This window comes from Flavobacterium sp. UW10123, assembly GCF_040538975.1.
In the GTDB taxonomy this organism is placed as follows: domain Bacteria; phylum Bacteroidota; class Bacteroidia; order Flavobacteriales; family Flavobacteriaceae; genus Flavobacterium.
The window spans coordinates 270717-296296 of record NZ_JBEWQE010000003.1; the positions used below are offsets into that span (position 1 = coordinate 270717).

25 protein-coding genes are annotated in these 25580 nt (G+C 34.8%); 15 read left to right on the plus strand and 10 right to left on the minus strand.

Features of this window, described 5'->3' with window-relative positions; translation table 11 throughout:
* Positions 1-11: 11 nt before the first annotated feature.
* The 4 genes from ABXT06_RS05510 to ABXT06_RS05525 form a co-directional block, all read right to left on the minus strand.
* Positions 12-3203, minus strand: coding sequence for a SusC/RagA family TonB-linked outer membrane protein (locus ABXT06_RS05510; protein WP_354589844.1), 3192 nt, complete (start codon positions 3201-3203; stop codon positions 12-14).
* A 636-nt stretch (positions 3204-3839) separates the two neighbouring features.
* Positions 3840-4283, minus strand: a complete 444-nt coding sequence (locus tag ABXT06_RS05515; RefSeq protein ID WP_354589845.1) for a hypothetical protein — start codon at positions 4281-4283, stop codon at positions 3840-3842.
* 183 nt (positions 4284-4466) lie between these two features.
* Positions 4467-5102: a hypothetical protein gene (locus ABXT06_RS05520; RefSeq protein WP_354589846.1), complete on the minus strand. Its 636-nt coding sequence runs from the start codon at positions 5100-5102 to the stop codon at positions 4467-4469.
* A gap of 199 nt (positions 5103-5301) precedes the next feature.
* Complete coding sequence (locus tag ABXT06_RS05525) at positions 5302-5505, minus strand: hypothetical protein (RefSeq protein WP_354589847.1); 204 nt, start codon at positions 5503-5505, stop codon at positions 5302-5304.
* Between the two features lie 184 nt (positions 5506-5689).
* Between ABXT06_RS05525 and ABXT06_RS05530 the strand changes: the two genes are divergently transcribed.
* Both ABXT06_RS05530 and ABXT06_RS05535 read left to right on the plus strand, forming a co-directional pair.
* Positions 5690-7108 (plus strand): FAD-dependent oxidoreductase, encoded by a 1419-nt coding sequence (locus ABXT06_RS05530; RefSeq protein ID WP_354589848.1) that lies wholly within the window; start codon positions 5690-5692, stop codon positions 7106-7108.
* 205 nt (positions 7109-7313) lie between these two features.
* Entirely contained in the window at positions 7314-7517 is a 204-nt protein-coding gene (locus ABXT06_RS05535; protein ID WP_354589849.1) for a hypothetical protein, read from the plus strand.
* A gap of 41 nt (positions 7518-7558) precedes the next feature.
* Here the strand turns inward: ABXT06_RS05535 and ABXT06_RS05540 are convergent, their stop codons facing one another.
* From ABXT06_RS05540 to ABXT06_RS05565, 6 genes are all read right to left on the minus strand, one after another.
* Positions 7559-7807, minus strand: a complete 249-nt coding sequence (locus tag ABXT06_RS05540; RefSeq protein ID WP_111369468.1) for a hypothetical protein — start codon at positions 7805-7807, stop codon at positions 7559-7561.
* A gap of 174 nt (positions 7808-7981) precedes the next feature.
* On the minus strand, positions 7982-9001 hold the full coding sequence (locus ABXT06_RS05545) for a cytochrome-c peroxidase (RefSeq protein ID WP_354589850.1): 1020 nt from the start codon (positions 8999-9001) through the stop codon (positions 7982-7984).
* Positions 9002-9059: 58 nt separating this feature from the next.
* Positions 9060-9926 (minus strand): MbnP family protein, encoded by an 867-nt coding sequence (locus tag ABXT06_RS05550; protein WP_354589851.1) that lies wholly within the window; start codon positions 9924-9926, stop codon positions 9060-9062.
* A gap of 50 nt (positions 9927-9976) precedes the next feature.
* A complete protein-coding gene (locus tag ABXT06_RS05555) occupies positions 9977-11956 on the minus strand; it encodes a TonB-dependent receptor plug domain-containing protein (protein WP_354589852.1) in 1980 nt (659 codons plus the stop codon).
* 4 nt (positions 11957-11960) lie between these two features.
* Positions 11961-12884, minus strand: a complete 924-nt coding sequence (locus ABXT06_RS05560) for a hypothetical protein (RefSeq protein ID WP_354589853.1) — start codon at positions 12882-12884, stop codon at positions 11961-11963.
* 287 nt (positions 12885-13171) lie between these two features.
* On the minus strand, positions 13172-13573 hold the full coding sequence (locus ABXT06_RS05565) for a hypothetical protein (RefSeq protein ID WP_354589854.1): 402 nt from the start codon (positions 13571-13573) through the stop codon (positions 13172-13174).
* Between the two features lie 451 nt (positions 13574-14024).
* Between ABXT06_RS05565 and ABXT06_RS05570 the strand changes: the two genes are divergently transcribed.
* From ABXT06_RS05570 to ABXT06_RS05630, 13 genes are all read left to right on the plus strand, one after another.
* Positions 14025-14840, plus strand: coding sequence for an alpha/beta fold hydrolase (locus ABXT06_RS05570; protein WP_354589855.1), 816 nt, complete (start codon positions 14025-14027; stop codon positions 14838-14840).
* A 55-nt stretch (positions 14841-14895) separates the two neighbouring features.
* Positions 14896-15213: a phosphoribosylpyrophosphate synthetase gene (locus ABXT06_RS05575; RefSeq protein ID WP_095929150.1), complete on the plus strand. Its 318-nt coding sequence runs from the start codon at positions 14896-14898 to the stop codon at positions 15211-15213.
* Positions 15214-15296: 83 nt separating this feature from the next.
* A complete protein-coding gene (locus tag ABXT06_RS05580; protein ID WP_354589856.1) occupies positions 15297-15929 on the plus strand; it encodes a hydrolase in 633 nt (210 codons plus the stop codon).
* A 41-nt stretch (positions 15930-15970) separates the two neighbouring features.
* Entirely contained in the window at positions 15971-17365 is a 1395-nt protein-coding gene (locus ABXT06_RS05585; protein WP_354589857.1) for an alginate export family protein, read from the plus strand.
* A 168-nt stretch (positions 17366-17533) separates the two neighbouring features.
* Positions 17534-18268: a M17 family peptidase N-terminal domain-containing protein gene (locus ABXT06_RS05590; protein ID WP_354589858.1), complete on the plus strand. Its 735-nt coding sequence runs from the start codon at positions 17534-17536 to the stop codon at positions 18266-18268.
* A 7-nt stretch (positions 18269-18275) separates the two neighbouring features.
* The gene (locus tag ABXT06_RS05595) at positions 18276-20162 is read left to right on the plus strand and encodes an amidohydrolase (RefSeq protein WP_354589859.1); all 1887 of its coding nucleotides are present in this window, start codon (positions 18276-18278) and stop codon (positions 20160-20162) included.
* A 10-nt stretch (positions 20163-20172) separates the two neighbouring features.
* Entirely contained in the window at positions 20173-20607 is a 435-nt protein-coding gene (locus tag ABXT06_RS05600; RefSeq protein WP_354589860.1) for a DoxX family protein, read from the plus strand.
* 379 nt (positions 20608-20986) lie between these two features.
* Positions 20987-21460, plus strand: coding sequence for a Dps family protein (locus ABXT06_RS05605; RefSeq protein ID WP_354589861.1), 474 nt, complete (start codon positions 20987-20989; stop codon positions 21458-21460).
* A 9-nt stretch (positions 21461-21469) separates the two neighbouring features.
* Positions 21470-22141: a YoaK family protein gene (locus tag ABXT06_RS05610; RefSeq protein WP_354589862.1), complete on the plus strand. Its 672-nt coding sequence runs from the start codon at positions 21470-21472 to the stop codon at positions 22139-22141.
* Positions 22142-22260: 119 nt separating this feature from the next.
* Positions 22261-22551, plus strand: a complete 291-nt coding sequence (locus ABXT06_RS05615) for a GNAT family N-acetyltransferase (RefSeq protein ID WP_354589863.1) — start codon at positions 22261-22263, stop codon at positions 22549-22551.
* A gap of 81 nt (positions 22552-22632) precedes the next feature.
* Entirely contained in the window at positions 22633-23253 is a 621-nt protein-coding gene (locus ABXT06_RS05620) for an alpha/beta hydrolase (RefSeq protein ID WP_354589864.1), read from the plus strand.
* Positions 23253-23603: a cupin domain-containing protein gene (locus tag ABXT06_RS05625; protein ID WP_354589865.1), complete on the plus strand. Its 351-nt coding sequence runs from the start codon at positions 23253-23255 to the stop codon at positions 23601-23603. Before ABXT06_RS05620 ends, ABXT06_RS05625 begins: the two co-directional genes overlap by 1 nt.
* Positions 23604-24170: 567 nt before the next feature.
* Positions 24171-25109, plus strand: coding sequence for a ring-cleaving dioxygenase (locus ABXT06_RS05630; RefSeq protein WP_354589866.1), 939 nt, complete (start codon positions 24171-24173; stop codon positions 25107-25109).
* Positions 25110-25580 lie beyond the last annotated feature (471 nt).

A 25580-nucleotide genomic window follows, 5' to 3' on the forward strand; every position in this document is an offset into this window, starting at 1 on the left:
ATTCCGAGTTTTTAAAATTTAACATTAAGATTAAGACTGTAGTTTCTAGTTGTTGGCAACGCTAAACTTTCCAATCCTTGCGCATTTCCTGTATTGAAAGCCGTTTCAGGATCAATATTTGGTGCATCTTTGTAGATAAAGAATAAGTTACGACCAGCAGCAGTAATGCTTGCTCCTTCTAATCCTAGTTTTTTAACCAGTTTTTTATTAAAATTATAACTAAGTTTAATCTCTCTCATTTTTACAAAAGTTGAACTGTAGATATACGCTTCGCTAATGTTGTATGATGCTTTATAATATTCTTGCGCACTAATCACTTTATTATTTGGCGTTCCGTCTGCAAATACACCTCCGAAAATCATTCCGTCATCATAAACCGTTACACCGCTTGGAGCAGCTCCTCCGCTTACAAGAGTTTTAGGATTAGAGGTATTGTTTCCTGGATAATAGTAGCTTAAACCTCCGTTTTCAGCACCACGTCCCGGAAGAGTCTGTGCTAAAACTCCTGTATAGTTTCCTGTTCTGTTCGTTCCAGAGAAAAGCTCTCCACCAACACTCGCATCAACAAGGAATGAAAGCTCAAGATTTTTATATGTCAAAGTATTCGTAAGACCTGCTAAATAATCTGGCGTATAATGTCCTAAAACTTTTTTTGTCGGATCTGCTTTTGGAAGACCGTTTGCTCCCACTACAATATTTCCGCTTGCATCACGCTGATACGCTGTTCCGTAAAGTGCCCCGTAGGCTTGTCCTACAGATGCTAATACATCAACACCTCCAGAAGAACCAATTGTATAGTTTTTAATATCTCCAGCGTAATCTAGAACTTCTACCTTACTCTTATTTTTTGAATAATTTAAAGCCACATTCCATTTGAAGTTTTCAGTTTGAACTGGATTTCCGTCCAATTGCACCTCAATACCTTGGTTGTTAATTTTACCTGCATTAATTAACTGCGAAGTATAACCGCTTGATGCTGTAGTTTTAATTTCTAAAATTTGATCAAAACTATTTGTATTGTAATATGCTACATCAAAATGAAGTCTGTTTTTCCAGAAAGAAGCTTCAAGACCTACCTCTGTAGAACGAGTTGTTTCTGGTTTTAAGTTTTCATTTAATTTCTTTTGCGAAGAAGTCTGGATTGGATTTCCATCAAAAGCAGTTTGGAAATTATAAACCGTAGCCAATTGATATGGATCTGCATCGTTACCTACTTCAGACCATCCACCTCTAACTTTTAAGAAATCAAGTGTACCGCTCTTAATGTTCAAGGCATCTGTTAAGATTACACTTCCGTTAAAAGAAGGATAGAAATAAGAACGGTTACTGCTTGGCAATGTAGAAGACCAGTCATTACGCGCTGTAATGTTTAAGAAAGCGTAATTTCTAAAGCCTACTTGAGCAGATGCGTAAGCACTATACACTCTTAACCTTGACAATGAGTTTGATGATGTCAAAGGATCTCTAGAGTTGGTCAACGTATATAAATCTGGAACCGCTAAACGTGGCGCTTTCTGATAATTGTTGGCATCGCTATGGTTACGAATATTGAAACCTGCAAGTGCATCTAAACTGAAATCATCATTAAGCTGTTTTGTATATTGAAATATACCCTCAGTATTTTGCTCATTTACAGTGTAAGCGTCTTCAGCATACGATCCGAAAGGCGTTCCGTTTGTACCATACTTGATAGTATATTTTCTGCGGTCATTATAATAATCAACACCTGTACGGAATCTGAAGTTAAGTCCATCAGCCAATTTCGCATCTAAGTGAACATCTCCAATTATACGATTACGTTGTTGGCTTGTTGTATTGTAATATGCATTCCAATATGGGTTGCTGTAGTAACTGTTATTCCAATTGGTTGTCCAGTCTTTATCCAATTCATTGATGTCAACCTGACGTCCGAACCAAAGAAACTGAAGCATTACACCTGCCGCACGTCCTCCAGATGGTCCCCCTGGCAATTGTGGAGCATTTGTTACAATATAATTAGCATTAACCCCAACTTTTACATTCTCAGAAATCTGATAATTGGTGTTAACCGTAAAATTTGTTTTGTTTATTTCACTGTTAGGTACAGTTCCAAGCTGTTTTTGATTGTTTACACCTAAACGGAAATCTGATTTTTCGTTAGATTTTGCAATAGAAACGCTATTGTCGTAAGTAAGTCCCGTGTTAAAGAAATCTTTCACATTATTTGGATGTGCAACAAAAGGAACTGCTTCACCTTTAGAATAAAACTGCGGAATAAGACGACCATCCAATCTTGGTCCCCAGCTTTCATCAACACCGTCATTAACTCCTCCTCCTTTTCCGTCTACGTAGCTGAATCTTCCATTAGAACCTTGTCCGAAACTATTTTGGAACGAAGGCAGAGTAGCTACTTGAGAAACGGTTATACCAGTATTAAAAGTAACTCCGTATCCTGATTTTTGTCCTTTTCCAGATTTTGTAGTGATAAGTACTACACCATGCGCAGCACGAGATCCGTAAAGCGCGGCAGCATTTGGACCTTTTAAAACCGTTAATGTCTCAATATCCTGCGGATTTAAATCGGCAATCGCATTTCTGAAATCACGAGTAGCTCCTCCAAAGTTCAGTTGAGAGTTATCTACTGGAACTCCGTCTACCACAAAAAGTGGCTGGTTATTTCCTGCGATAGAAGTTTCTCCACGAATAATAATACGTGAAGATCCCATATCTCCTTGCGAATTTGTAATACGTACACCCGCTACTTTACCAGAAAGCGCATTTAAGAAGTTGGTTTCTTTTGTCGTCGCCAATTCTTTTCCTTTTACTGCCTGAGTTGTATATCCAAGAGATTTCTTTTCTTTAGAAATTCCAAGTGCCGTAACCACTACTTCAGATAACGCGTTCTGTTCTTCGGTAAGATCAATAACAATCGCGTTTTTGTTGACTACAACTTCTTCTTTTTTATATCCTAAATAACTAATTAAAAGTGTGTAAGGGAATTTCTGTCCTGTTTGGAAGAAAAACTTTCCATCTGTATCTGTGATAACGCCATGTGTAGTTCCTTTAATAGTTACTGAAGCCCCAATAATAGGCTCTTTTGTAACAGCATCTACTACTGTTCCTTCCAGTTTAGACTGGATTAGTGGCTTAGTCTCTTGAGCTTTAACTCCTATGGAAATCACTAAAATACATAGCCAAGCATATCTTTTTAATTTTATTTTCATTACTTTGTTTTAGTTTAATAATAAGGCGAGCCCAGAGCATTTTTATGCTACTCACGCTTTCCTTTTAGAGATGACAATTTCTTTAAACTCTGACCATTTCTGCTGCAACAGAAATGGTTTTTCTTTTTATCTGCAGCACATTCGTTTTTTCATTTTTACTTTTTTTAGATTAATTATTTTATTTGGCCTATACAATTTTTACCCTTGTTCAGGATAGTGTTATTAAAAATCTATAATGAATTTAAAAAGAGGAATTTTAACCGTAGTGATGCATAAGTTGCAAATGTCTCTTATGCTTTTATATTTCTAAAAATGAAATGATAAGGTTTTAATCTCTGTATTATTAACTAAATTTTAAACTCTACTAATTTGATAGAACAAAAGTATATTAAAAATTTTAGTTCCCAAATTTTAATTAAACTTTTTGCAAAAAAAATGTTAACTTCCACAAACAAAACATCTTAAAAACCTAAAAATAAAATAGTTATATAAAAAGTAACTTTTTATGATTTTATAAGAATTGTACTAATCTGAAATCTAAAAATCACTTTCTATTGCATTTATCGTAAAGTTTAGTGCAAAAAAAAGCTCCAAGATCATAAGACCTTGGAGCTTTCTATTTTTTGTATTGAATTATTACATCTCGTTAAACTCGTGTAATGATTTCAATGTAGTTTCATAAAATAAGATTGCAGCGATAAGATTTCCTTTATCAGAATACGGCATCATTTTTCTTTGGAAATCTACTGTAGTATCTAAGAAAACAGTTGTGCCTTCTGCCTGTCCATCTAAGAACTTTTTATTCTCACTAGTGTCTGGAATACCTAAATCTGCCATTGTTACACCAGGTTTAGTAACCAAAGCAATGTAAGGAAGGGTTTTTACTAGAACTTTAATACGTTCAATGTACAATTCTAAAAGTTCTCCTTTTTGCATACCACTTAACTCTTTTTGGTCATGGTATTTACGGATTAAGGCAGTTGTACTAATGATACTTCTTGGTGCATTTTTAGCCTGTGCAGAAACGGCAGCAGTCGTCAAGAAGAAAAGGACACATAATAAAATAATCTTGCTCTTCATTTTCTTAATAGATTTGGTTCTTGAATAAAACAAAAATATATAAATTATGTTAAAATGCAACTTTTATAATTTCTTTTTCACAATAAAATTATAATTGTTACGTTGCGATAAAGAAAAGATTACAGCAAACACAGTAAATTAAGCTATTTCAGCACATTTTTACCAAAGTTAATTTTACTGTTTTTATGACTTAATTATTCTGAAACGGCTTGGGTATTTAATCCACAAGCTCTTTTTGTTTCCATAATAATCCATAAATTCTCCGCAGACAAAAACAGCATGCACTTTTGACCACGCTACAACACCGCAATATTCAGTTCCCGCTTCTTTTTTTAATTTCTGAATCTGTTTGCCTAATGTAAATCCTAAGTATTTATAGATTGTTGGAGTATAAACCGTACCGTCTTCCAGATCTTCGAGTGCTTTATCAAAAGTAGATTCTTTATCTATGATCTGCTTGTATTTTGCCATTACCGCATAAGTCAATTCTGCATAATCGGTAATTTTTTCGCTGTCACAATTATCTTTAATATAGACAAAACCCGCAGATTCTTTGGCTTTGTTTATTTCACTGCTATTCAGGTTGAATGTTGCATTGTTTTTCAGCGTGATTTTATATAAATCGTCGTTTAGCTTTTCGCTCACAAACAAGTTGTCCAGACCATAAATGTTTAAAGATGCTTTAATAAAAGCTATAGATGAACAATTGGTGCGTTCCCCTTGTTTAAAACTCTCGAATATTTTATCAGAGCTCAATTGTGAGTAAGAACTTGAACAGACAAACATTAAAAGTAAAAAAACTGAAGTAACCGATTTCATGCCTTGTATTATATAATTGCTTCCTTATTATGGGGTAATATTGTATTAGATTATTACAAATCTATAAAAATCATGTCATATTTTTTACTTCTTTACCTTTATCTCTTGAAAAAAGTGATTATAAAAATATAAAATAGATTTTTCTACGAGGAAATAAACACAAAAAAACGCCTCAAGTTTATTTTGAGGCGTTTTTACATTATTTTTTTTCTTCATTATTCAATTTATCATCGAGCTCAGGTTCTTCTCCTTTAAACTTTTTGGTGTCAGCATCATAATTTTCATCATTTGTCAACACTTCATCATGATCTTTATATTGATGTTTTCTAGTATCGTTTCGATGATCTCCTCCACCCTGCTCTTTAGGATTCAGATTTTTCTGGGTTTGATTATTCTTTTCCATAATTTGTTCGTTTTTAAATGATTATTAAAATTACCTCAAATACAATTGTTTGACTTATACAATCATTTTAAAAAATTATAAAATAACCCTATAAAGCGCTGGAAATCATACCTTATAAAGATTAACGATTTATTCTGACAACATTTAGTTATTTTTGCAGCTTTAAAGTAAGCTACAACAGATTATGTGGACTATATGCCATGAGTGCCAAGGACAGGGCAAAATAAATCGCGGACTCAGTAAAAAAGCGCAACGTCGTTATCAAACGGAATTGGCTTTATATGAAAATAAGCAGAGCAACACTGCTCCAATACGCCCTAAAGCCCATCTGCATTTGTGCACAAATTGTTCAGGATCAGGATTAATTCAATCTGAAAAGTATCTAGAACCCGATCTTACTAAACCGCATGTTGCCATTATTGGTGCTGGTATTGGTGGCGTTGCTTTGGCTGTGGCTTGTTTACACCGCGGAATTCCATTTACGATTTATGAAAGAGACAGCGACTTCAATGCCAGATCTCAGGGCTACGGACTTACTTTACAACAAGCCAGTAAAGCCATGAAAGGTTTAGGCATTACTTCTCTATACGGCGTAATTTCGACAAAACATATCGTACACAATACTGAAGGAAAAATATTAGGCGAATGGGGAACCAGAAAATGGCTTGAAACCGCCATTAAATCATCCACAAAACGTACCAACATACATATCGCAAGACAGTCGCTTCGATTGGCGCTTTTGGAACAGCTTGGAGGAAATAATACTGTACAATGGGGACATCAATTAGTAAATCTAAGAGAATCTGAAGATGGTGTTGAACTAGACTTTCAGACAAACAAAAATATAAAAACAGTAAAAGCCGATCTTGTTATAGGCGCAGATGGCATTAGAAGCGCTGTTAGAAAACTCATAATTGGCGAAGAAGCAACACCACTCCGTTACTTAGATTGCATTGTAATCTTAGGAATTTGTCCTTTAAGTTCTCTTGAAGCACTTGAAAGCGAGTTACTAGATGGCGAAACGATATTTCAGACCGCTAACGGAAATGAACGTATCTACGTAATGCCTTATACCGCTGATTCTGTAATGTGGCAATTAAGTTTTCCAATGTCTGAAGAAGAAGCCAAAGAATTAAGTGCAAAAGGACCACAAGCCTTGAAAGAAGAAGCTTGCCGAAGAACACAATGGCACTCTCCTATTCCTCAGATTTTGGAAGCAACGCAGGAAAATCTAATTTCTGGATATCCTGTTTATGACCGTGAATTATTGAGTTCAACATTATTAGAAAAGAATCAGAATATTACCTTAATTGGTGATGCGGCGCATCCGATGAGTCCGTTTAAGGGACAAGGTGCCAATCAAGCTTTATTGGATGCTTTGAAATTGGCCAGAAAAATTTCGAAAGGCTGTAACGCTAAATCGAAATGGAAAGAAAGAGGATTGAGAGAATGCATGTTAAACGAATTTGAAGCTGAAATGCTCGAACGCAGTGCAGCAAAAGTACAAGGTTCTGCAGATGCCGCTCAGTTTTTACATTCTGAAATTATACTTCAAGAGGGCGATGAACCGCGAGGAAGGTGCCTAAAGAGAAAGAAAGATTAAAGAGTAAAGAAGAAAGATTAAAAACTCCAAAAAAAAAGCTAAACAAGATTTTGTCTAGCTTTTTTTATAGGGTTAATTTTCAATCACATACATGCAAATTAAACAATAATTTAATATTATTTTATAATTAATTAAGATTGGTTATTTCTACTTTTATAATCTCATTTACAAACAATTATATACAAACAATTATAAAAATCACGTCATGAAAAATTTACAAATAAATTTCAGTCCAAACAATGAAACCTGTACAGACCGAACTTTGGTTTGTAATGGTGATAATAACGAATTAATATTTCGTAAAACTTATGTAGGAGATTGGGGCGATTGGGACGAGAAACCAGATGATGCTATACAAGACAAGCCACTTTATCTGGATCAAAATACAAGTTTTACAAGTGCAGTTTAAATCTGCCATATTAAGCACTACAATTGTACAATTCTATCAAATTATGCTAGAACACTAATTGTATTGCTTAAATTTTCTTTGTTTATAAAATCTAAAATAAATTCTTTTACTTCGTTGCTTGCTTCTGTTTTGGTTGCAAACGAATTAATGTAAAATTCATCGTCCTTATCGCTAATATGGATAATTTCTGTGTAGCCTTTGGTAATTAAACTCCCTTTTAGCTTAATTACGTTTACTTGCTGCTTCCCGTCAAGTTCTTTGCGAACCTGTAATTTTATAGCTCTTTCCATATTCAAATACTTTTAAATAATTAACTATCATTCAGTTACTAAATTTAAAACATTTAATCTATCGAAATCAGATTTTAACACTATCCGCAACGTATTATTTATCAACATATTATAAACATTCCTTCTTTTTTATAAAAGAAATGCCAAATATCAGTAAAATCAAGCGTTTTGAGATTAGTTGCCAGTAAAGTCTTTGTCACTCAAAGTCTTCATGAACGCAATAAGGTTTTCTTTTTCCTGTTCTGTAAGCGGAATTCTATTACCATTATTTTTAAAAATAGGATCTAGATTTTCTGCATCCAAAACACCATTATCAAAATAATCCAAAACTGATTTTAATGTGGTAAACTGTCCAAAACTTCCGTAAGGCGCTGTATATTCAACATTCCGTAAACTTGGAACTCTAAAACTCATAAAATCAGACGGAATTCCGGTAACTCTGCCTCTTCCTGCTTCATTAGAATCTGTATTTAATGGAAATCCAATATTTCTAAAACTCTGGTCTGTAAACAATTCTGTGCTATGACAGCTGGCACATTTCTGCTGAAACGTTACATAACCTGCTGCTTCGCTTTCTGTAAACGACTGACCTTCTTTTCGTTTTACTTTATCATATTTACTGTTAGCAGAAATTAAAGTATATTCAAACTGAGCAATACTTTTATAAATCCTGTCAGCAGTAATTTCTTGATCTCCAAATGCTTTTTTAAATAATTCTTTATAAGAAGCATCATCTTTAATTTTTCCGATCACTTCCAGAATTGAAGAGTCCATTTCTTCGTGGGTAATAATTGGCACTAATGGCTGTGTTTCCAACTGGAGTCTGCTTCCATCCCAATTAAAGAACTTTAAAAACATCAAATTCTGAAGCGGTGGCGCATTTCTAAGTCCAACTCTACCTTCAACTCCAATTGCTCGCGCATTATGATCTGCAAAAGCATTTCCTTGAATATGACAGCTTGAACACGAAATAGTATTGTCTGCACTAAATCTCTTATCAGAGAAAAGTTTTTCGCCTAATTCAGTGCCATATTTTGTAGGCTTGTTCAAACTCACATAACTATTTACTTCTGGAAAATCAATCGGAATTTGTAATGAAAGCTCAGGATTATCAAAATAAGTTTCATCTGAATCACTGCTGCTACACGAAGTGAAAAAGATTACGATTATGATAAAGCCAAATATTTTTTGCATTTTAATGAATTTTAAGAAAGAACCGTCTTTTTAATTTCAGACGGTTCTGAAAGATGACTTAGTTTTCTACACTAGTTACAGAAAACATTCCTGAAATATCATTTGTTCCGTTTCCTCCTAGATTATCCACAAATTTTACCATTTGCGCAGCAGTATGCACATTTGGAGTTGCATTATCACTCATTCCTGTTCCTGTTGATAATGTAATTGTATTGATTTTTCCGCTCAATAATTTGTCGAAATCAGCTTTAATTTTGATTTTTGGAGCTTTACTTCCTACTACTGCATTTGCTGTAAGATTTAATGTAATATCTCTATAAGCATTTACACCTTGTTTGTATGCGCCTTCTTCTCCTGCGACAGTACTTCCGGTATGAATAGACATTACTTTGTTATCGTTATCATAAAAACCCTCCACTTTTGTAAAACGGTATCCAGTTCCCCATTCCCACATCATTGCTGTATCATTTGCTCCAGCCGCCGCATAAAATAAAGGAAATCTTGTTTGGTCTAATGTATTTTGTTCTGTTTTGATTCCTAAACCAAATTTAATTTGCTTGTATGTTGCAGATGGTACATTGCTTAAAACATAACTCAACGATGCCGCTTTTGCCTGATCAATTACAGTTGCACCTTTGTCTAAATCATTTACATTGTAAGGCACTTCGCTTCCGTCATCTTTTATTAGACGAATATTACTGATTACATATTTCGCCTCAGAAAAGTGATGAATTTGTCCTGCTGCAGAAGTATTTGTTGTTGCAGAAGCCGAAGTAGCACCTCCTAAAACAATTGTTTTGTCTTTGAAAGTATTATTAAATTCTAGCATTAAGTTGTTTGCTGCTGGAGCATTGTCATCACTTGAACATGATACAAATGTTAAAGCAACCGCTGATAATAAAAGGTATTTTTTTAAAGTTTCCATATTGTGATTTTAATTTATTGTGTTTAAATTCAATTTTTATGTTTTTCTAATTAGAAATTCAATTTTAAAGACGTGAAAATATTACGTCCCATTCTTGGTATATTTCCCCAATCAGCATACGTGCTATAATATTCGTTTAACAAATTCTCGGCGCCAATCTGTATGGTACTTTTTACTTTATTGATTTTAAAAGAATAATCGGCAGAAATATTCCAGATTGCATAAGCCGCAGTCAAATCTTCTCCATATTCCGGACTGTAATTAATCTGCTCAAAATCGCCATTGACAGAAGTCTGGATTCCGAAATTTTTATACATATAATGAAGCGAAGTCAGATAGCTTAACGGACGTATAAATGGCAGATTTCCTCCTTTGTTGTCCATTCCGCGTGCATACATAAGCGTTCCTTTCCAGTGCAAGTGCTCCAAAATATCGTAGCTTACATTCGCTGACATATTTAAAAGTGTTGCATAATCTAAAGAAGTATAACCTTTTACCCCAACCGACTGATAATTCATCGGACTTCCTAAACTCAAGATTTTACCGATAATGTAATTATCAATGTAGAAGTAATTAATTTTTCCTTGAATGCTTAATCTTTCGTTTTTAAAACCTGCGCTTGCATTTCCTTCATACGAAATTTCATTTTTCAGATTTGGATCTCCAATATAATCGTAACGGTCAAAACTATTGTAAATGTAATATCCGTAACCTTCAGAAACAGAAGGCGCACGATGACCGTAGCCTGTTCCTATAGAGAAATTAAACTGATCTATATTTAATTGGTAACTAGCATTTACACTTGGCAGAAATCTCGTTTTCTCCTGTGGTGCACCAGGATGAAAAATCCAGTTAAACTCAATGTATTTAGAATAATTGTAATTCACTCCCAAAGAACCACCTAAATTCACCGTACTTTTTTCTGAAAGTTCCCAAGAATTATTCATAGAAAGTCCAGCATAACGAGTCGTTACCCATGGCCAGCTGTATGCAAACATAGTTCTTTCGCTTCGATCTTGCGGATACATGCGCATTTCTGCAATCGACAAATTATCGTAAGCATTCAATTGAATTTCAGACGAATAATTATTCTTTTTCAAATTGGCTTTAGAAACCAATCCGTAAGTCGTGCTCCAGCCCGGCATATCCATGTGAACCAAATTTTCAGGACGCGTTGTATCATCCATATAATGTTCAATGGCATTAAAATATATTTTTGTATCTACTACTCTAACCAATCCTTCTTCAAACAATTGTTTATAAGAAGCCGAAGTAATTAGCGCACGAGAAAGCCACAAATCCATTGGTAAAGCGGGATAACCTACATCTTTTGCCACATCAAAAATCGCGTCTAATCGTAACGACGATAAATCGCTTGTTTTATACGCTAATCCCAATGAAGTGTTGAATTTATTGTATTGCGAATGCTTCACTTCATTGTTATTTCCATCAGAATAATTATCAGCAGTTCGGTACGAAATGCTTCCATCTGCCACAAACTTAGTTCCCGAATAAGAGATATTTCCTAAATTGAAAAACTGCTTATTATTAAACTCAAATCCTGTTTGATATCCTCCATTCCATTTCTTTTGAAGTCCAAATGGCGTGCTTTTTCGTTTTAAATCAATGCTTCCTGCAATGGTAGATCCGTGTAGACTTCCCTCTTGTCCCGATTTAATATCAATTGCCGCAAGATTATTGCTTTCTACATAAGATGTAATCGGATCCATTTTATCGGTACAAGCGCCAAAAACATGCATTCCGTCAATGGTAACCGTAGAACGTTCCGTACTCATGTTGTTCAATAAAGGTTCCCATGCATAAGCTCCTCGTTTTATAAAACTGATATTTTCAGATGATGATAAAAATTCATCAACAGAAACAGCCATTTTCATCTCGGTTTCAATTTTCTTTTTCGTGGCATTTTTTACTGTTACTTCTTCTAAGTTTTTGATGCTGTCGTGATGTGCATGATTGTTTTGAGCCATTACAGACATTCCCAAAAAAAACAGCATTATAATATATTTCATGTTATTAGAATAAAGTATCAATATATAGTTCGCTTTTCACGCCTTCTACACCTGGCGTATGATCAGTTGGAACTACGGTTCCTTTTACGATTAATCCGTTTTGATTCATCATAATTAAATTCAATGTCCAGTTTCCTGTCATCGTATAATTAACCACGCCGTGATATAAACCATCATTTCCCTGTACCAAATCTTTGTTATTTGGCGAAGAATGATTCCCCATAGATGGTTCTGGCATTCTTGGATCTAACTTTAAAGTATATCCCACAACTTCAGAATAAGAGAATTGTGTTGGATCTGGAAAAGTTCCTGCAGGAGTTGTCGGTTTGTTGTATTTGTAAACACCAGCCACAAGCGGATTCTCTGAAACTGTCGGTTTTTGAGGTGAAACGAGAGCGATTACATATTGTTCTCCATCATTTCCTGCAAAAGCTGTCATGTTTAGATTCTTATTGGTTTGTTTTTCAACCGTTATATCTTTATTTATCTCATATTTTTGGTTATCAGCCGTAAAACTGATGTACAATTTCCAGCTTGCTGTAGTTGAACTTTCGCCAGTAAAAACAGAATAACCGCTGTAATATTTATTAGTCGCATCATAAGCAACATTGTACTCATGAGGACATGAACTTTTGCTTTCGTCTGCATTACTCAAAATAGGAAGAAAAGTTACTGCAGAAGAATTCAGTTCTTGATTATTCTGCGTATTAACAATTTTTAAATGAAGCTCATTATATCCTTTATAGAATGTTCCGTTTAAGGCATCTATAGTGATTTTATAGCTGCCACTTGTAAAAGAAGTAGCTTCTTTAAAAACATAACTTTCAGGAACTTCAGAACCGGTTTCTGCTTCGTAATCTGTTTTATCAATCGTACAGGAAGTAACCGCAAACAATAGTGCAATTATCCAAAAATTAAAAGATTTCATTTGATGATGTTATAAAAAAAGTTCATTATGTAGCACGCTGTCATAAATTTTTGAATACCAAAAAAGAATCAAAATGCTGTTAGTGAGCCAGAGTGATGGAAGCGTAAATGAAAATAGAAGCATCTTCCTTTCAATTACAAAAGAAGATTAAAATCAGATTTAGAAAAATAAATTGAGTAATTTTCGTATAAACTTTGAATGTTAGCGCAAGTAAAAAACTGCCAACAAAGCATTCTAAAATTTCAAATTTCACAATTGAAATTTATAAAGTAACCAAATTTTAATCCTTACACTATATATAGAGGAGGATGAAAAGTAAGATTAGAAGCACCGATAGGTTTCTTTTCAAACAAAATTGAAGAATTATCTTTTGGTTCGATAACTGGAATTATGCTAAAATTGATTTCAGCACTATTTTGAACGTACACAAGCTCTAATTTGTCTTTTAGACTATCCTGCATTTTTCGTTCGTTATCAGAATATTTTTTAATGCTTTTTTGAAGTTCGCAACGCCCATTACAGCTGTTAAAAGCTTGTTTACGCTGAACGCAAATGGTTTTTGCAATTTCTTTCTGATTGATTTTAAAAGAAGCATAAACGAACAAGCTGCCAAAAGATGGCGACAGAATTAAAATAGAAAGTGCTATGATGATTACCCTTTTCAATGCTTGTTCAATAGTTGCTGGCAAAAGTACATACTATTTTGTATTTATTTTAACTAATTCCTCATTTTTTACTGAAATAAGAACCAATCAATTGCACTTGCAAAAAGCGAACTCCTCGTCAATTAACGAAATATCGTAAATAAAAAATTTCCTCTTTTTGATAAAGCCTTTAAAATAAAGCCATTGTAAATAAGGCACGTTAATTGGCTAAAATCTGGCATCATTTTATAAATATAAAAATGCGAAATATGATACACAACCAAATTTCCTTCTGTATACAAGCCTTAGCGCATATTAAACACAAAAAATTTCACTTCTTAATCTAGATTAACCAACAGACCTTTCACTCTGTAATACATTTGCAGTGTAATCATAACAAAACAAAACACAATACCACATATAAGTTTAAATTTTAAACTTAAAAACCAATTTAAATTAAAATTACAAATAAAAATTAATCTTAAAATCAAAAACCATGAGCACATTTACAGTAAAAGACGGAGCAGAAATTTATTACAAAGACTGGGGAACAGGACAGCCAATTGTTTTTCATCACGGATGGCCTTTATCAAGCGATGATTGGGACGCACAAATGATGTTTTTTCTTCAAAAAGGATACAGAGTTATTGCACACGATCGCCGCGGACATGGACGTTCTAGCCAAACTTCTGAAGGAAACAACATGGAAACTTACGCATCAGACATTGCTCAATTAGTTGAAGCTTTAGATTTAAAAGACGCAATTCACGTTGGTCACTCAACAGGAGGCGGTGAAGTAATTCGTTATGCTGCAAAATACGGAAAAGGACGTATCTCAAAAGCAGTAATTATCAGCGCTGTGCCACCAATTATGGTTCAAAGCGAATCGAATCCAGAAGGTGTGCCTTTGTCTGTTTTTGACGAAATTAGAAAAGGAACAGCTTTTACGAGATCACAATATTTTTATGATTTCCCAATTCCTTTTTATGGATGGAACCGCGAAGGCCAAACTGTTCAGGAAGGAATCAAACAAAATTGGTGGCGTCAAGGAATGATGGGATCTGTTTTAGCACATTACGAAGGAATTAAAGCTTTCTCTGAAACAGATTTTAGAGAAGATCTTAAAAGTTTGGATATTCCGGTTCTTGTATTGCACGGAGAAGATGACCAGATTGTTCCTTATCACCAAGCACCAAAATCTGCTGCATTGTTGAAAAACGGAAAATTGATTTCTTATCCTGGTTTTCCTCACGGAATGCCAACTACAGAAGCAGAAACAATCAATAACGATATTTTAGATTTCATCAAATAATCCATAATTACTACCTGTAAAGGTTCATTTACAGGTAGTTTAATCTTCTCAAATTATGAGTTTTTTTCAACAGCCCTCTTTTGATACGGTTACAGAAGCTTTACAATGGTTGAGTACGCAAGGTTTTACAGAAAACTTTAATCTCGATTCTAATTGTATTCGCTACAATAACAATACGCAAAGCATGTCACCAGAAGAATTCAAAATTGAATATTTATTTCGTTTTGAAGGAGATACCGATCCAGGAGATGAAGATATTGTCTATGGCATTAAGTCTGAAATCTACAATATTAAAGGTGTTTTAACCAGCGCTTTTGGAATTTATGCTGATTCAATTTCTTCTGAAATGATTAAAAAATTGTCGACGCATTAATTTTCAATAAAATCACGATATATCGCTAATGATTATTCTATTTCATTAGCCTAACCAATTAAAAATCTTAAAAAATAAATAGTATGAAACCATCAGTTAACTTATTATCCCCGGACAACCACGCATTAGTATTAATTGATTTTGAAGGACAAATGGCCTTTGCAACTCACAATATTCCAGTAAGCGAATTACGTACGAATGTGGCAATTGTAGCTGGAGCATCTAAAATTTTTAATGTAGCAACAGTTGTAACTACCGTTGCAGAAGAAAGCTTCTCTGGTCCAGTTTTTCCTGAAGTTGAAGAATTTTATCCGATTGCAACTTCTGGATATATCGACAGAACTACAATGAATACTTGGGAAGACGAAAACGCTTACAAAGCAATTGTTGCCAAAAACAAAAAGAAAATAGTTCTAGCTGGATTATGGACAAGCGTTTGTATTGTTGGACCTGCTTTATCGGCTATTGAGGAAGGTTACGAAGTTTACATAATTACGGATGCATGCGGCGATGTAAGCAGCGAATCGCACGAACGTGCAGTACAAAGAATGATTCAAGCTGGAGCAATTCCTGTAACTTCTATCCAATATTTATTAGAACTTCAAAGAGACTGGGCACGCGAAGCTACTTATGGCCCTGTTACTTCTTTAATGAAAAAATATGGTGGTTCTTACGGAATTGGTATTCACTACGCACATAACATGTTGAAACACTAATCTGACTAATTCATTTTATTATAAATCTCTTACCCTTCATTATGTTGGAATCATCAAAAACCATATTATCCAAAATCTTTTTTATAGGTATTGTTTCTTTTCTTTTAGCAGGAAACACAGCATCGGCTCAAAGTTTTAAGCTGTTGCGTTATGATGAAAATTATGAATTCTTAAAAGACTCAAACAGAAAATTTTACGAACGACTAAAATTCATTCCCTTAAATCAAAAGAAGGATATTTATATGTCTATTGGAGGTGAAGCTCGATATGAATATGTTGATTTCAACAATGAAGATTGGGGAAGATTTAATATCGGACACAATAATTTCCTGCTCCAGCGCTATGATCTTCACGCCGATATTCATCTAGGAAAAACCTTTAGAATATTTGCTCAATTAAGAAGTGCCTTGGAAGACGGCCGTACAAACGGTGCGCGAGGCATTGACGAAGATCAGCTAAATGTTCAGAATTTGTTTTTGGATGTGAATGTATGGCAGCAAAAAGATAAAAAAATAACCATTCGTGCTGGAAGGCAAGAATTAGATTATGGTTCCGGAAGACTTATTTCTGTTAGAGAAGGTCCAAATGCAAGACTTTATTTTACTGGTGGAAAATTGATGTACAATTCATCAAGACTTTCAATTGATGCTTTTGCAATGATGGCTGATACGGTTTACACAGGCGTATTTGACAATAAAATGTCTAAACAGCTTAATCTTTGGGGCGCTTATTCTAAAATAATTTTTCCAAAAGCAGGAAATCTCGATCTGTATTATCTCGGGTTCAGAAGAGATGCTTCTGTTTTTGAAGAAGGAATTGCTCCCGAAAGACGCCATACAATAGGTTCCAGATTATGGAAATACGGCGGTGGTTTTATTTACAATCTCGAAGCAGCCTATCAATTTGGAACATTCGGATCGGGAAATATCAACGCTTGGACAGGATCTATTGATATTGGATATATGTTTGAAAACACAAAATTCAAACCAACCATAAACCTTAGAAATGATTATATCTCTGGAGATAAAAACCAAGGAAACGGAAATCTCCAGACATTTAATCCGCTGTATCCAAAAGGAGGTTATTTTGGTTTTAGTCCGCAGGTTGGGCCAGTAAACCTTATCGATATTCATCCTTATGCAACCTTCGATTTACTTTCGAATTTAAAGATGCAGGTCGATGTGGTTTTAAACTGGAGATATTCAACACAAGACGGAGTTTATCGACCAAGCGGCATCCTAAATCTTCGCGGAAGTGATTCTGACGAAAAATATATCGGAACGGCTTATCTCGCCAATTTTACATACGGCATAAACAAATACATTTCGGTTGTCAGCGGTATTCAATATTTCAAAACTGGCGCTTTCATCAATGATGTTATTCCGAATTCTAAAGACGGTGTTTTCTTTAATGCCAGATTAACATTCAAATTTTAATAACAAAAAAAATATACGACACTAAATTAGAACGCTGATAATACGGTTTTATCAAATAAAATTCTAAAAAAATCTGTGCAAATCCGCGTTTTTGCGATAGCAAATCCGTTAAATCTGCGTCAAAATTTATGCGCTAAAAAAATAAAAAACAACACTAAACCCTTAACCATGAAAACAAACACTTCAACATACAGATTTAGATTATCCTATCTGTTTCTTCTAATTATAACATTTGCAGGCTCACTTAGTAACAATGCATTTGCACAAAACGCTTCAATTGGTTCTACGACAACTTGGGGGAAAGTAGACGGAATTGCAGTAAACGGATTGGTTCAGGGGCCATCTGCAGCAGAAGCTGACTTACAAGTTGCCTGCGTTTTTGAATATACAGAAGGTGATATCTTTAACCCTCCTGCCCTGCCTGCTAACTTAAATGGAATGGTGCATCTAGATGACGCGCTAAAAGGCATCATAACCGAATTACGCAAAAGTGGTAAATTTCAAGGACATTCTCTAGAAACTTTATTGATTACGCCGCCAAAAGGCACTTTAGCTTCAAAACAGTTATTATTAATCGGATTAGGAGACCGCAATAAATTTACTCCCGATTTAATGATCAATGTTGGAAGCACTGCCATGCGCGAAGCTTTACGTTTAGGCGTCTCAAATTATTCTTTCGCAAGCGATATTAAAGATGCGGGAATCGATTCTCCAACCGCATTAGTAGCCGAAAATGTGGTTTTGGGTTCATTTGAAGCCTATAGAACTCAATCTTATTTAAAAGAAAAAAAGCTGACAGATTATAAGCCTTTAACAAAAGTAATTCTGCTTGCAGGGCCAGCATATTACACCGTTGCTGGTGAAGGAATTAAACAGGCAATTGAAAAATTGAACGCTAAATAACTGACCTATGAAAGCAGATCTAATTTTATTTAATGGTAAAATTCATAGTTTCAATCCAGAAACACCAAATGTTACAGCCGTAGCGATTAAAGACGGAAAATTTATTGCCGTTGGAAATGACAGCGACGTTATGAGTTTTGCTTCTGAAGAAACCAAAATAATTGATCTTCAGAATAAAAGAGCCGTTCCTGGAATCAACGATTCGCACATTCACCTTATTCGTGGCGGATTAAACTATAATCTAGAATTACGTTGGGACGGAGTTCCTTCTTTAGCCGATGCCCTTAGAATGCTGAAAGAACAGGTAGATCGCACGCCAAATCCGCAGTGGGTACGTGTAGTGGGCGGTTGGACAGAATTTCAGTTTGCTGAACGCAGAATGCCAACCTTAGAGGAAATCAATGCCATTGCACCAGATACTCCTGTTTTTATTCTGCACTTATACGACAGAGCAATCATGAACAGAGCCGCATTGAGAGCAGTTGGGTATAACAAAAATACTCCTGCGCCTCCAGGCGGACATATCGAACGCGATTCGAACGGAGAACCGACAGGGCTTATTATTGCGACACCAAATGCAATGATTTTATATTCGACTTTGGCTAAAGGCCCTACTCTTTCTTATGAGCATCAGATTAATTCAACGCGTCATTTTATGAAAGAATTAAACCGTTTCGGAATCACAAGTGTTATTGATGCAGGTGGCGGATTTCAGAATTTTCCAGACGATTATAAAGTGGTGAATGAATTGAATGAAAAAAACCAATTGACAGTAAGAATTGCGTACAATCTTTTCACACAAAAACCGAAACACGAATTTGAAGATTTTTCAGATTGGATTGATACGGTAAAATTATATCAAGGAAATGATATGTACCGTCACAATGGAGCTGGCGAAATGTTAGTTTTCTCTGCTGCCGATTTTGAAGATTTTCTGCAACCAAGACCCGATCTTCCAGAAAACATGGAAGCAGATCTAGAAAAAGTAGTTCGTCTTTTAGTAGAAAACCGCTGGCCTTTTAGACTGCATGCTACTTACAACGAAAGCATTACACGATTTTTGAATGTTTTTGAAAAGATAAATCAGGATATTCCTTTCAACGGACTTCCGTGGATATTTGATCACGCAGAAACTATTGATGAAAGAAACATCGAACGTGTAAAAGCTTTAGGAGGCGGAATCGCTGTACAAAGCAGAATGGCTTATCAAGGAGAATATTTTACAGATCGATACGGTGCAAAAGCAGCAGAAAACACACCGCCAATCAAAAAAATGATCGAAATGGAAGTTCCTGTTGGCGCGGGTTCAGACGCTACGAGAGTGAGCAGTTACAATCCGTGGGTTTCTATGTATTGGATGACAGCTGGAAAAACTGTTGGTGGTTTGCAATTGTATAACGAAACGAGACTGAATAGACAAACTGCCCTAGAATTGTACACTAGAGGAAGCGCTTGGTTTTCGCAGGAACAAACCAAAAAAGGCGATATCAAAGTGGGAATGTTTGCCGATTTAGTGGTTCTAGACCGTGATTATTTTACAATTGAAGACGAAGACATCAAGAAAATTGAAGCAAACTTGACTATCGTAGACGGAAAAATTGTGTATGCAAATGGAGATTTTTCATCTTTCTCTCCGCCACATATTCCGATTCTGCCAGATTGGTCACCAACGAATATTTACAATGGCTATCCTGTGAGAAGCGGTTTGCAAAGCGCTATCGAAAAAAATGCAAAAGCAGATGCAAAACCAAAACTAACATCACAGATTCATAGCTGTAGCGGCAGCTGCGACGTTCATTTACACAATCACGACGCTGCCCGATTAAGCAATGTTCCAGTTAATAATTATAATGCATTTTGGGGCGCTTTAGGCTGTTCTTGTTTTGCTTTTTAAATTTTGAAAAATGATCGATATTATAAAACAAATCCTTTATTCCGATTTAGGAACATCATTCAACAATGCTGCTCTTTTAGTTTTTAGAGTTCTGCTGGCTGTTGAATTATTTAGAGTACATGGAATGAAGAAATTCAGAGTCGAAAACGGACAAAAAGAACATGTACCGAATCCGTTGCATCTGCCAGAAAAACTAAACGGTTTAGTGGCAACGTTTTCAGATACGGTAATTCCGTTTTTCATTATTCTCGGACTCGGAACAAGACTTGCTGTGTTGCCCACAATTGGAGTAACAGCAATTGGCTATTTTGTAGTTCATAGAAACGATTCGCTAGAAGTACGTGATGTGCCTTTTATGTACACTTTATCCCTATTACTGCTCCTTGCCCTTGGCGCAGGAACGTATTCACTAGATCAGTATTTAGTAACATTTCTAAACAATTAATTTAAACACAAAATATTTTTAACACATAGAAACATAGCTTTTTGGAGCGAGTAAAAGGCGTTTCACTTGCATTAATACACATAGCATATTTATTCTCTCGCAGATTGAGCAGATTAGGCAGATTTTTTAATTTTTAATTTTTAATTTTTCATCTGTCTTTTCAACACAAAGATCTATGTGTTAGAAACTAGTTTCTTTCTTTATTCTTTTCCAAAATCAAGAAAAATCTATGTTTCTATGTGTTTATTCATTTAGATTCCTCCACAACTCATAACTCATAACCCATAACTCATAACCCATAACTCATAACCCATAACTCATAACCCATAACTCATAACCCATAACTCATAATTAATAACTTATTAAAACCTAATTTAAAATGAAAACAAACATCGGAATCAAACAAGAAAACATCTCAAAAATTGTAGAGATTTTAACTAAAGTTCTTGCAGACGAATTTATACTTTACACCAAAACAAAAAGAGCACACTGGAACGTTGAAGGCCCAGATTTTTATAACAAGCATATTTTCTTTGAACAACAATATGATGCAATTGACGAAATCGTGGATACTGTTGCAGAAAGAATCCGTTCTCTAGGACATTATACGCCTGCAACTTTAAAAGATTTCTTAGCTTTAACACATCTTACTGAAGAATTACAGGAGAAAAATGACAGTAACGGATTTATCAAAGAATTGCTTTTAGATCACGAAAGCATTATTATTTATCTTAGAGAAAATATTAATCCAATTGCTAACGAGTGGCAAGATGCAGGAACAAGCGATTTTATCACAGGGCTTGTAGAAAATCATGAAAAAATGGCGTGGATGCTTCGCGCTCATTTAAACTAAAAACAAACTATGGAAATACAAAAAAATAACATTTGGTACGTAACCCTGCTTCTAACAATCATAGCAGGGTATTGCGATACCGTAACCTTTGTCGCTGCCGATTCGATATTTTCGGCGCATGTTACAGGTAACTTTATCGTATTTGCTTACCAAATTATCAAAGGCTCAGATCTTCATGCTTGGATAAAACTGCTAACTTTCCCTATTTTTATTATGGCAGTCATTACTGGAGGAAGAATTGCATTAAAAGCTACTAATCGCTACACCATTTTGTTTTGGGAAGGCATAATATTGGTTTTAAGCGGTATTGCTTCTTACACTTTTGGTTATCTGCAAAACTTCGAAGAATGGACGATGTATACTGTTGCGATGACAACCGTTTTTGCGATGGGACTTCAGAATGCTTTTGGAAAGCTTTACGCTAAAGAAACGCACGGCCCGACTACTATGATGACGGGAAATGTAACTCAGGCTTCTCTTGATTTGGGAAATCTATTAAAAAACGGATTTAAAGATGCCGAAGTTTTATTAAGTTTTAAAAAGCAATTAGTCACTATAATCGGATTTCTTGTCGGATGTTTTTTTGGTGCTGTTGCAGGAAAGTTTTTCGGATTAGGAACTTTAATTCTGCCAGGAACTGCTATGATTATTTGCTATTTATACCATCGAGACAGCCAGTAAACACGTCTTTTTGAATTGCAGTTTACTAATAATATAGTATCTCTAAAGAATGGTTTTATCTCTTTTTCCTAAAAAAGAAATAGCTCAATAGGTATAAAATAAAAATACAACCCAATAAAATGGAAACAATAAAATTAGAATTAGACGAAAAAAAACACGGCGCTTTTAATCTATATGTCGATGATAAAAAACTGGGAGAAATGACAGTAAGCATTAAACCGGATTTATTGACGGTTTACCACACTGGAGTTGAACCAGAAGGAGAAGGAAAAGGTTATGCAAAGAAACTTTTAGAAGAAATGGTATCATACGTTCGCGCAAATAATTTGAAAGTTTTACCGCTTTGTCCTTATGTACACGCGCAATTCAAAAGACATCCGGACGAATATGAAGATATTTGGAAGAAGTAAAAAAACGAAAGAATAAAGACGAAAGACTAGGTGAAAGACTAGAGATGAAAGTCTCTAGACTAAAATTAAAGATTAAAAACTATGAATACAGATATATTAACAGACGGAGTTCCTTTAAATGAAGCTAAAAAAGCCTTGATCATGATTCATGGTCGTGGTGCGAGTGCACATGATATTCTTTCTATCGCAAAACATCTTAAAGTAGAAGATTTTGCACTGGTTGCACCTCAGGCAGAAAACAGAACTTGGTATCCGTATTCGTTTTTGGCTCCGTTAAACGAAAATGAACCATCTTTTTCAAAATCTTTAGAAGCAATTCATCAGGTTGTGGTGGCTATTCAGCAAAATGGAATTGAAAAAGAGAATATTTATTTCTTAGGTTTTTCTCAGGGAGCTTGTCTTGCTTTGGAATTTACAACCCGAAATGCCGCAAAATATGGCGGAATTGTAGCTTTTACAGGCGGATTAATTGGTGATCAAGTTTATGAAAATCATTATTCTGGAAACTTTGAAAATACTCCAGTTTTTATAGGAACAAGCGATCCAGATTTTCATGTTCCTGTAGAACGAGTGAATGATACCGAAGCACTTATGACAAAAATGGGTGCAGACGTAACTAAAAAAATCTACCCAAATATGGGACATACAATCAGTCAGGATGAAGTAGATTGCGCAAATGCATTGATTTTCAATAAAAAATAATGATTACCATAACTCGTGTTTATAGCGATGCTAACGGAGAAAGCCATTTTGAAGACTTTAAAGTTCCGTTGAAAAACAATGGCGATATCGGATTTTTATCTGAGGATGAATCTGTTAAATCAATTGTTTTTAGAGAAGTAAGTCCGTCTTACGACTACGATTTTCATAATGCGCCAGACCGCCAGTACATTGTTTTGCTGGAAGGAGGCGTAGAAATCGAAACTTCGTTGGGAGAAAAAAGAACATTCCCAACTGGTTCAATTTTATTAGTAGAAGACACTACAGGAAAGGGACACAAAACAAAAAATATCGAGCCAAAACTTCGAAAATCAATATTTATAAAGTTATAATTTAAAAAAGTGCCACAGATTAAAAGTTTTTTTTGCCACGAAGGCGCTAAGGCACAAAGTTTTTTTTGTAAATACTAAAAAAGAATCTCGCAAAGACGCAGAGTCGCAAAGTTTTTTCTAAAATAAACTAATAAATAAATTTAAATCTGCTCAAATCTTTTCAAATCTGCGTGAAAAAAAAACAAAAGTAAGCGCGAAAACTATGTGCATTTAAATAAGTGAAACGCCTTTTATACATCCCAAAAAATGTTTCTATGTGTTTAAAAAAGATTAAATATTCGATCTGCTTGAATCAGTTTAAATCTGCGTGAAAAATATTTTTTTGATTCTCTAAATATGCCATTTCATATCAGTAAAGTCTCGATATATCGTGTAATATCAAATTGACTTTTTCTTAAAAACACTGAAAACAAAGCATCTAACAAAATGGAACATGGTTTGGTTATTCTTTGAAAATTTCAAAAACGAACCGTATTTCATTTCTTAATCTAGGTTAATCGATCCAGAAGCATAACGGACGTAAATTTGTAAAAGAAAAATCAATAACAATTTAATATAACAAATACCATGGAAAATAAAATATTAGGCTTACACCATATTACTGCAATCGCAGGTGACGCTAAACGTAATTTTGACTTTTATTCTAAAGTTTTAGGATTAAGATTTATCAAAAAGACAGTAAACTTTGACGATCCTGGAACATACCATTTTTACTTCGGTGACGAAGTAGGAAGTGCTGGAACTATTCTAACTTTTTTTCCTTGGGGAGAAGGAATCCAACAAGGAAGAAAAGGTTCTGGAATGGCTACTGAAATTGGTTATTCTGTTCCAAAAGGAAGTTTGGATTTTTGGCAGAAACGTTTTGAAAAATACAATGTAATTTACAATAAACCAGCCGAAAAGTTTGGAGAAAAATATTTGACTTTCTTAGATCCAGACGGGCTAAAATTAGAGTTAATCGAATCTAAAACAGACGATAACAGAAAAGCGTGGGAAACTGACGAAGTAAAAGCAGATGTGGCTACAAAAGGTTTTCATAACATTACTTTGACTTTAAACAGCATCAAAGCAACTGCTGCAATCTTAACCGATATATTTGGGTACAAACTAATCGATCAGGAAGTAAACCGTTACCGTTATGCAACAGATGCTGTAGAAAATGCTGCCATTGTTGACTTAGTAGAATTGCCAGAAGAAAAACGTGGTTTGAATGCAAATGGTACTGTTCATCACGTAGCATTCCGTGTTCCAAATGACGAAATTTTGATGAAATTCAGAGAAAAAATCGAAGAATACGGACTGTCTATTACACCACAAATCGACAGACAGTATTTCCATTCTCTATATTTCAGAGAACCAGGAGGAGTTTTATTCGAAATTGCAACTGATAATCCTGGATTTACAGTAGACGAAAGCTTAGAAGAATTGGGTCAAAACCTAAAACTTCCTGCTCAATACGAATCTCAAAGAGAAGCTATTGAAGCTCATTTGGTTAAAATTAATTAATTTAAAAACTAAACTGGGGTTAATCCCGAAACACACAACTATTTTGAAAAAGCTGTCCTTATTTAGGATGGCTTTTTTGTTTGCTCTGAAAGCCCGAAAGCGCGGATTTACAATCCGTGCCCGTAAAGATTGTCTATTTTCTGTAAATACAAAAAATAGATATTTAGTGTTATGTCTTACTGTTGCGGGCACAGATTACAAATCTGCGATATCGGTGTGACATATACGGATTCAAAATGTCGCTCCGCTGGAGCTTTTTTTTCTTTCATCCTATTTAAACTCTATAAATATTTTGCCCCGCTAGGGCTTTCTTTCCATCTATCCTATTGTTTTTTTGAGCTAATCTATTTCTCCAAGCTTCAGAGAAGCGGAATATTTATAGCAAAGAGTAAACATGTACAATATAAAGCTCCAGCGGAGCGACATATATAGGTTCAAAATCTAATCTTCTACAGCAATTTATTCCAATTT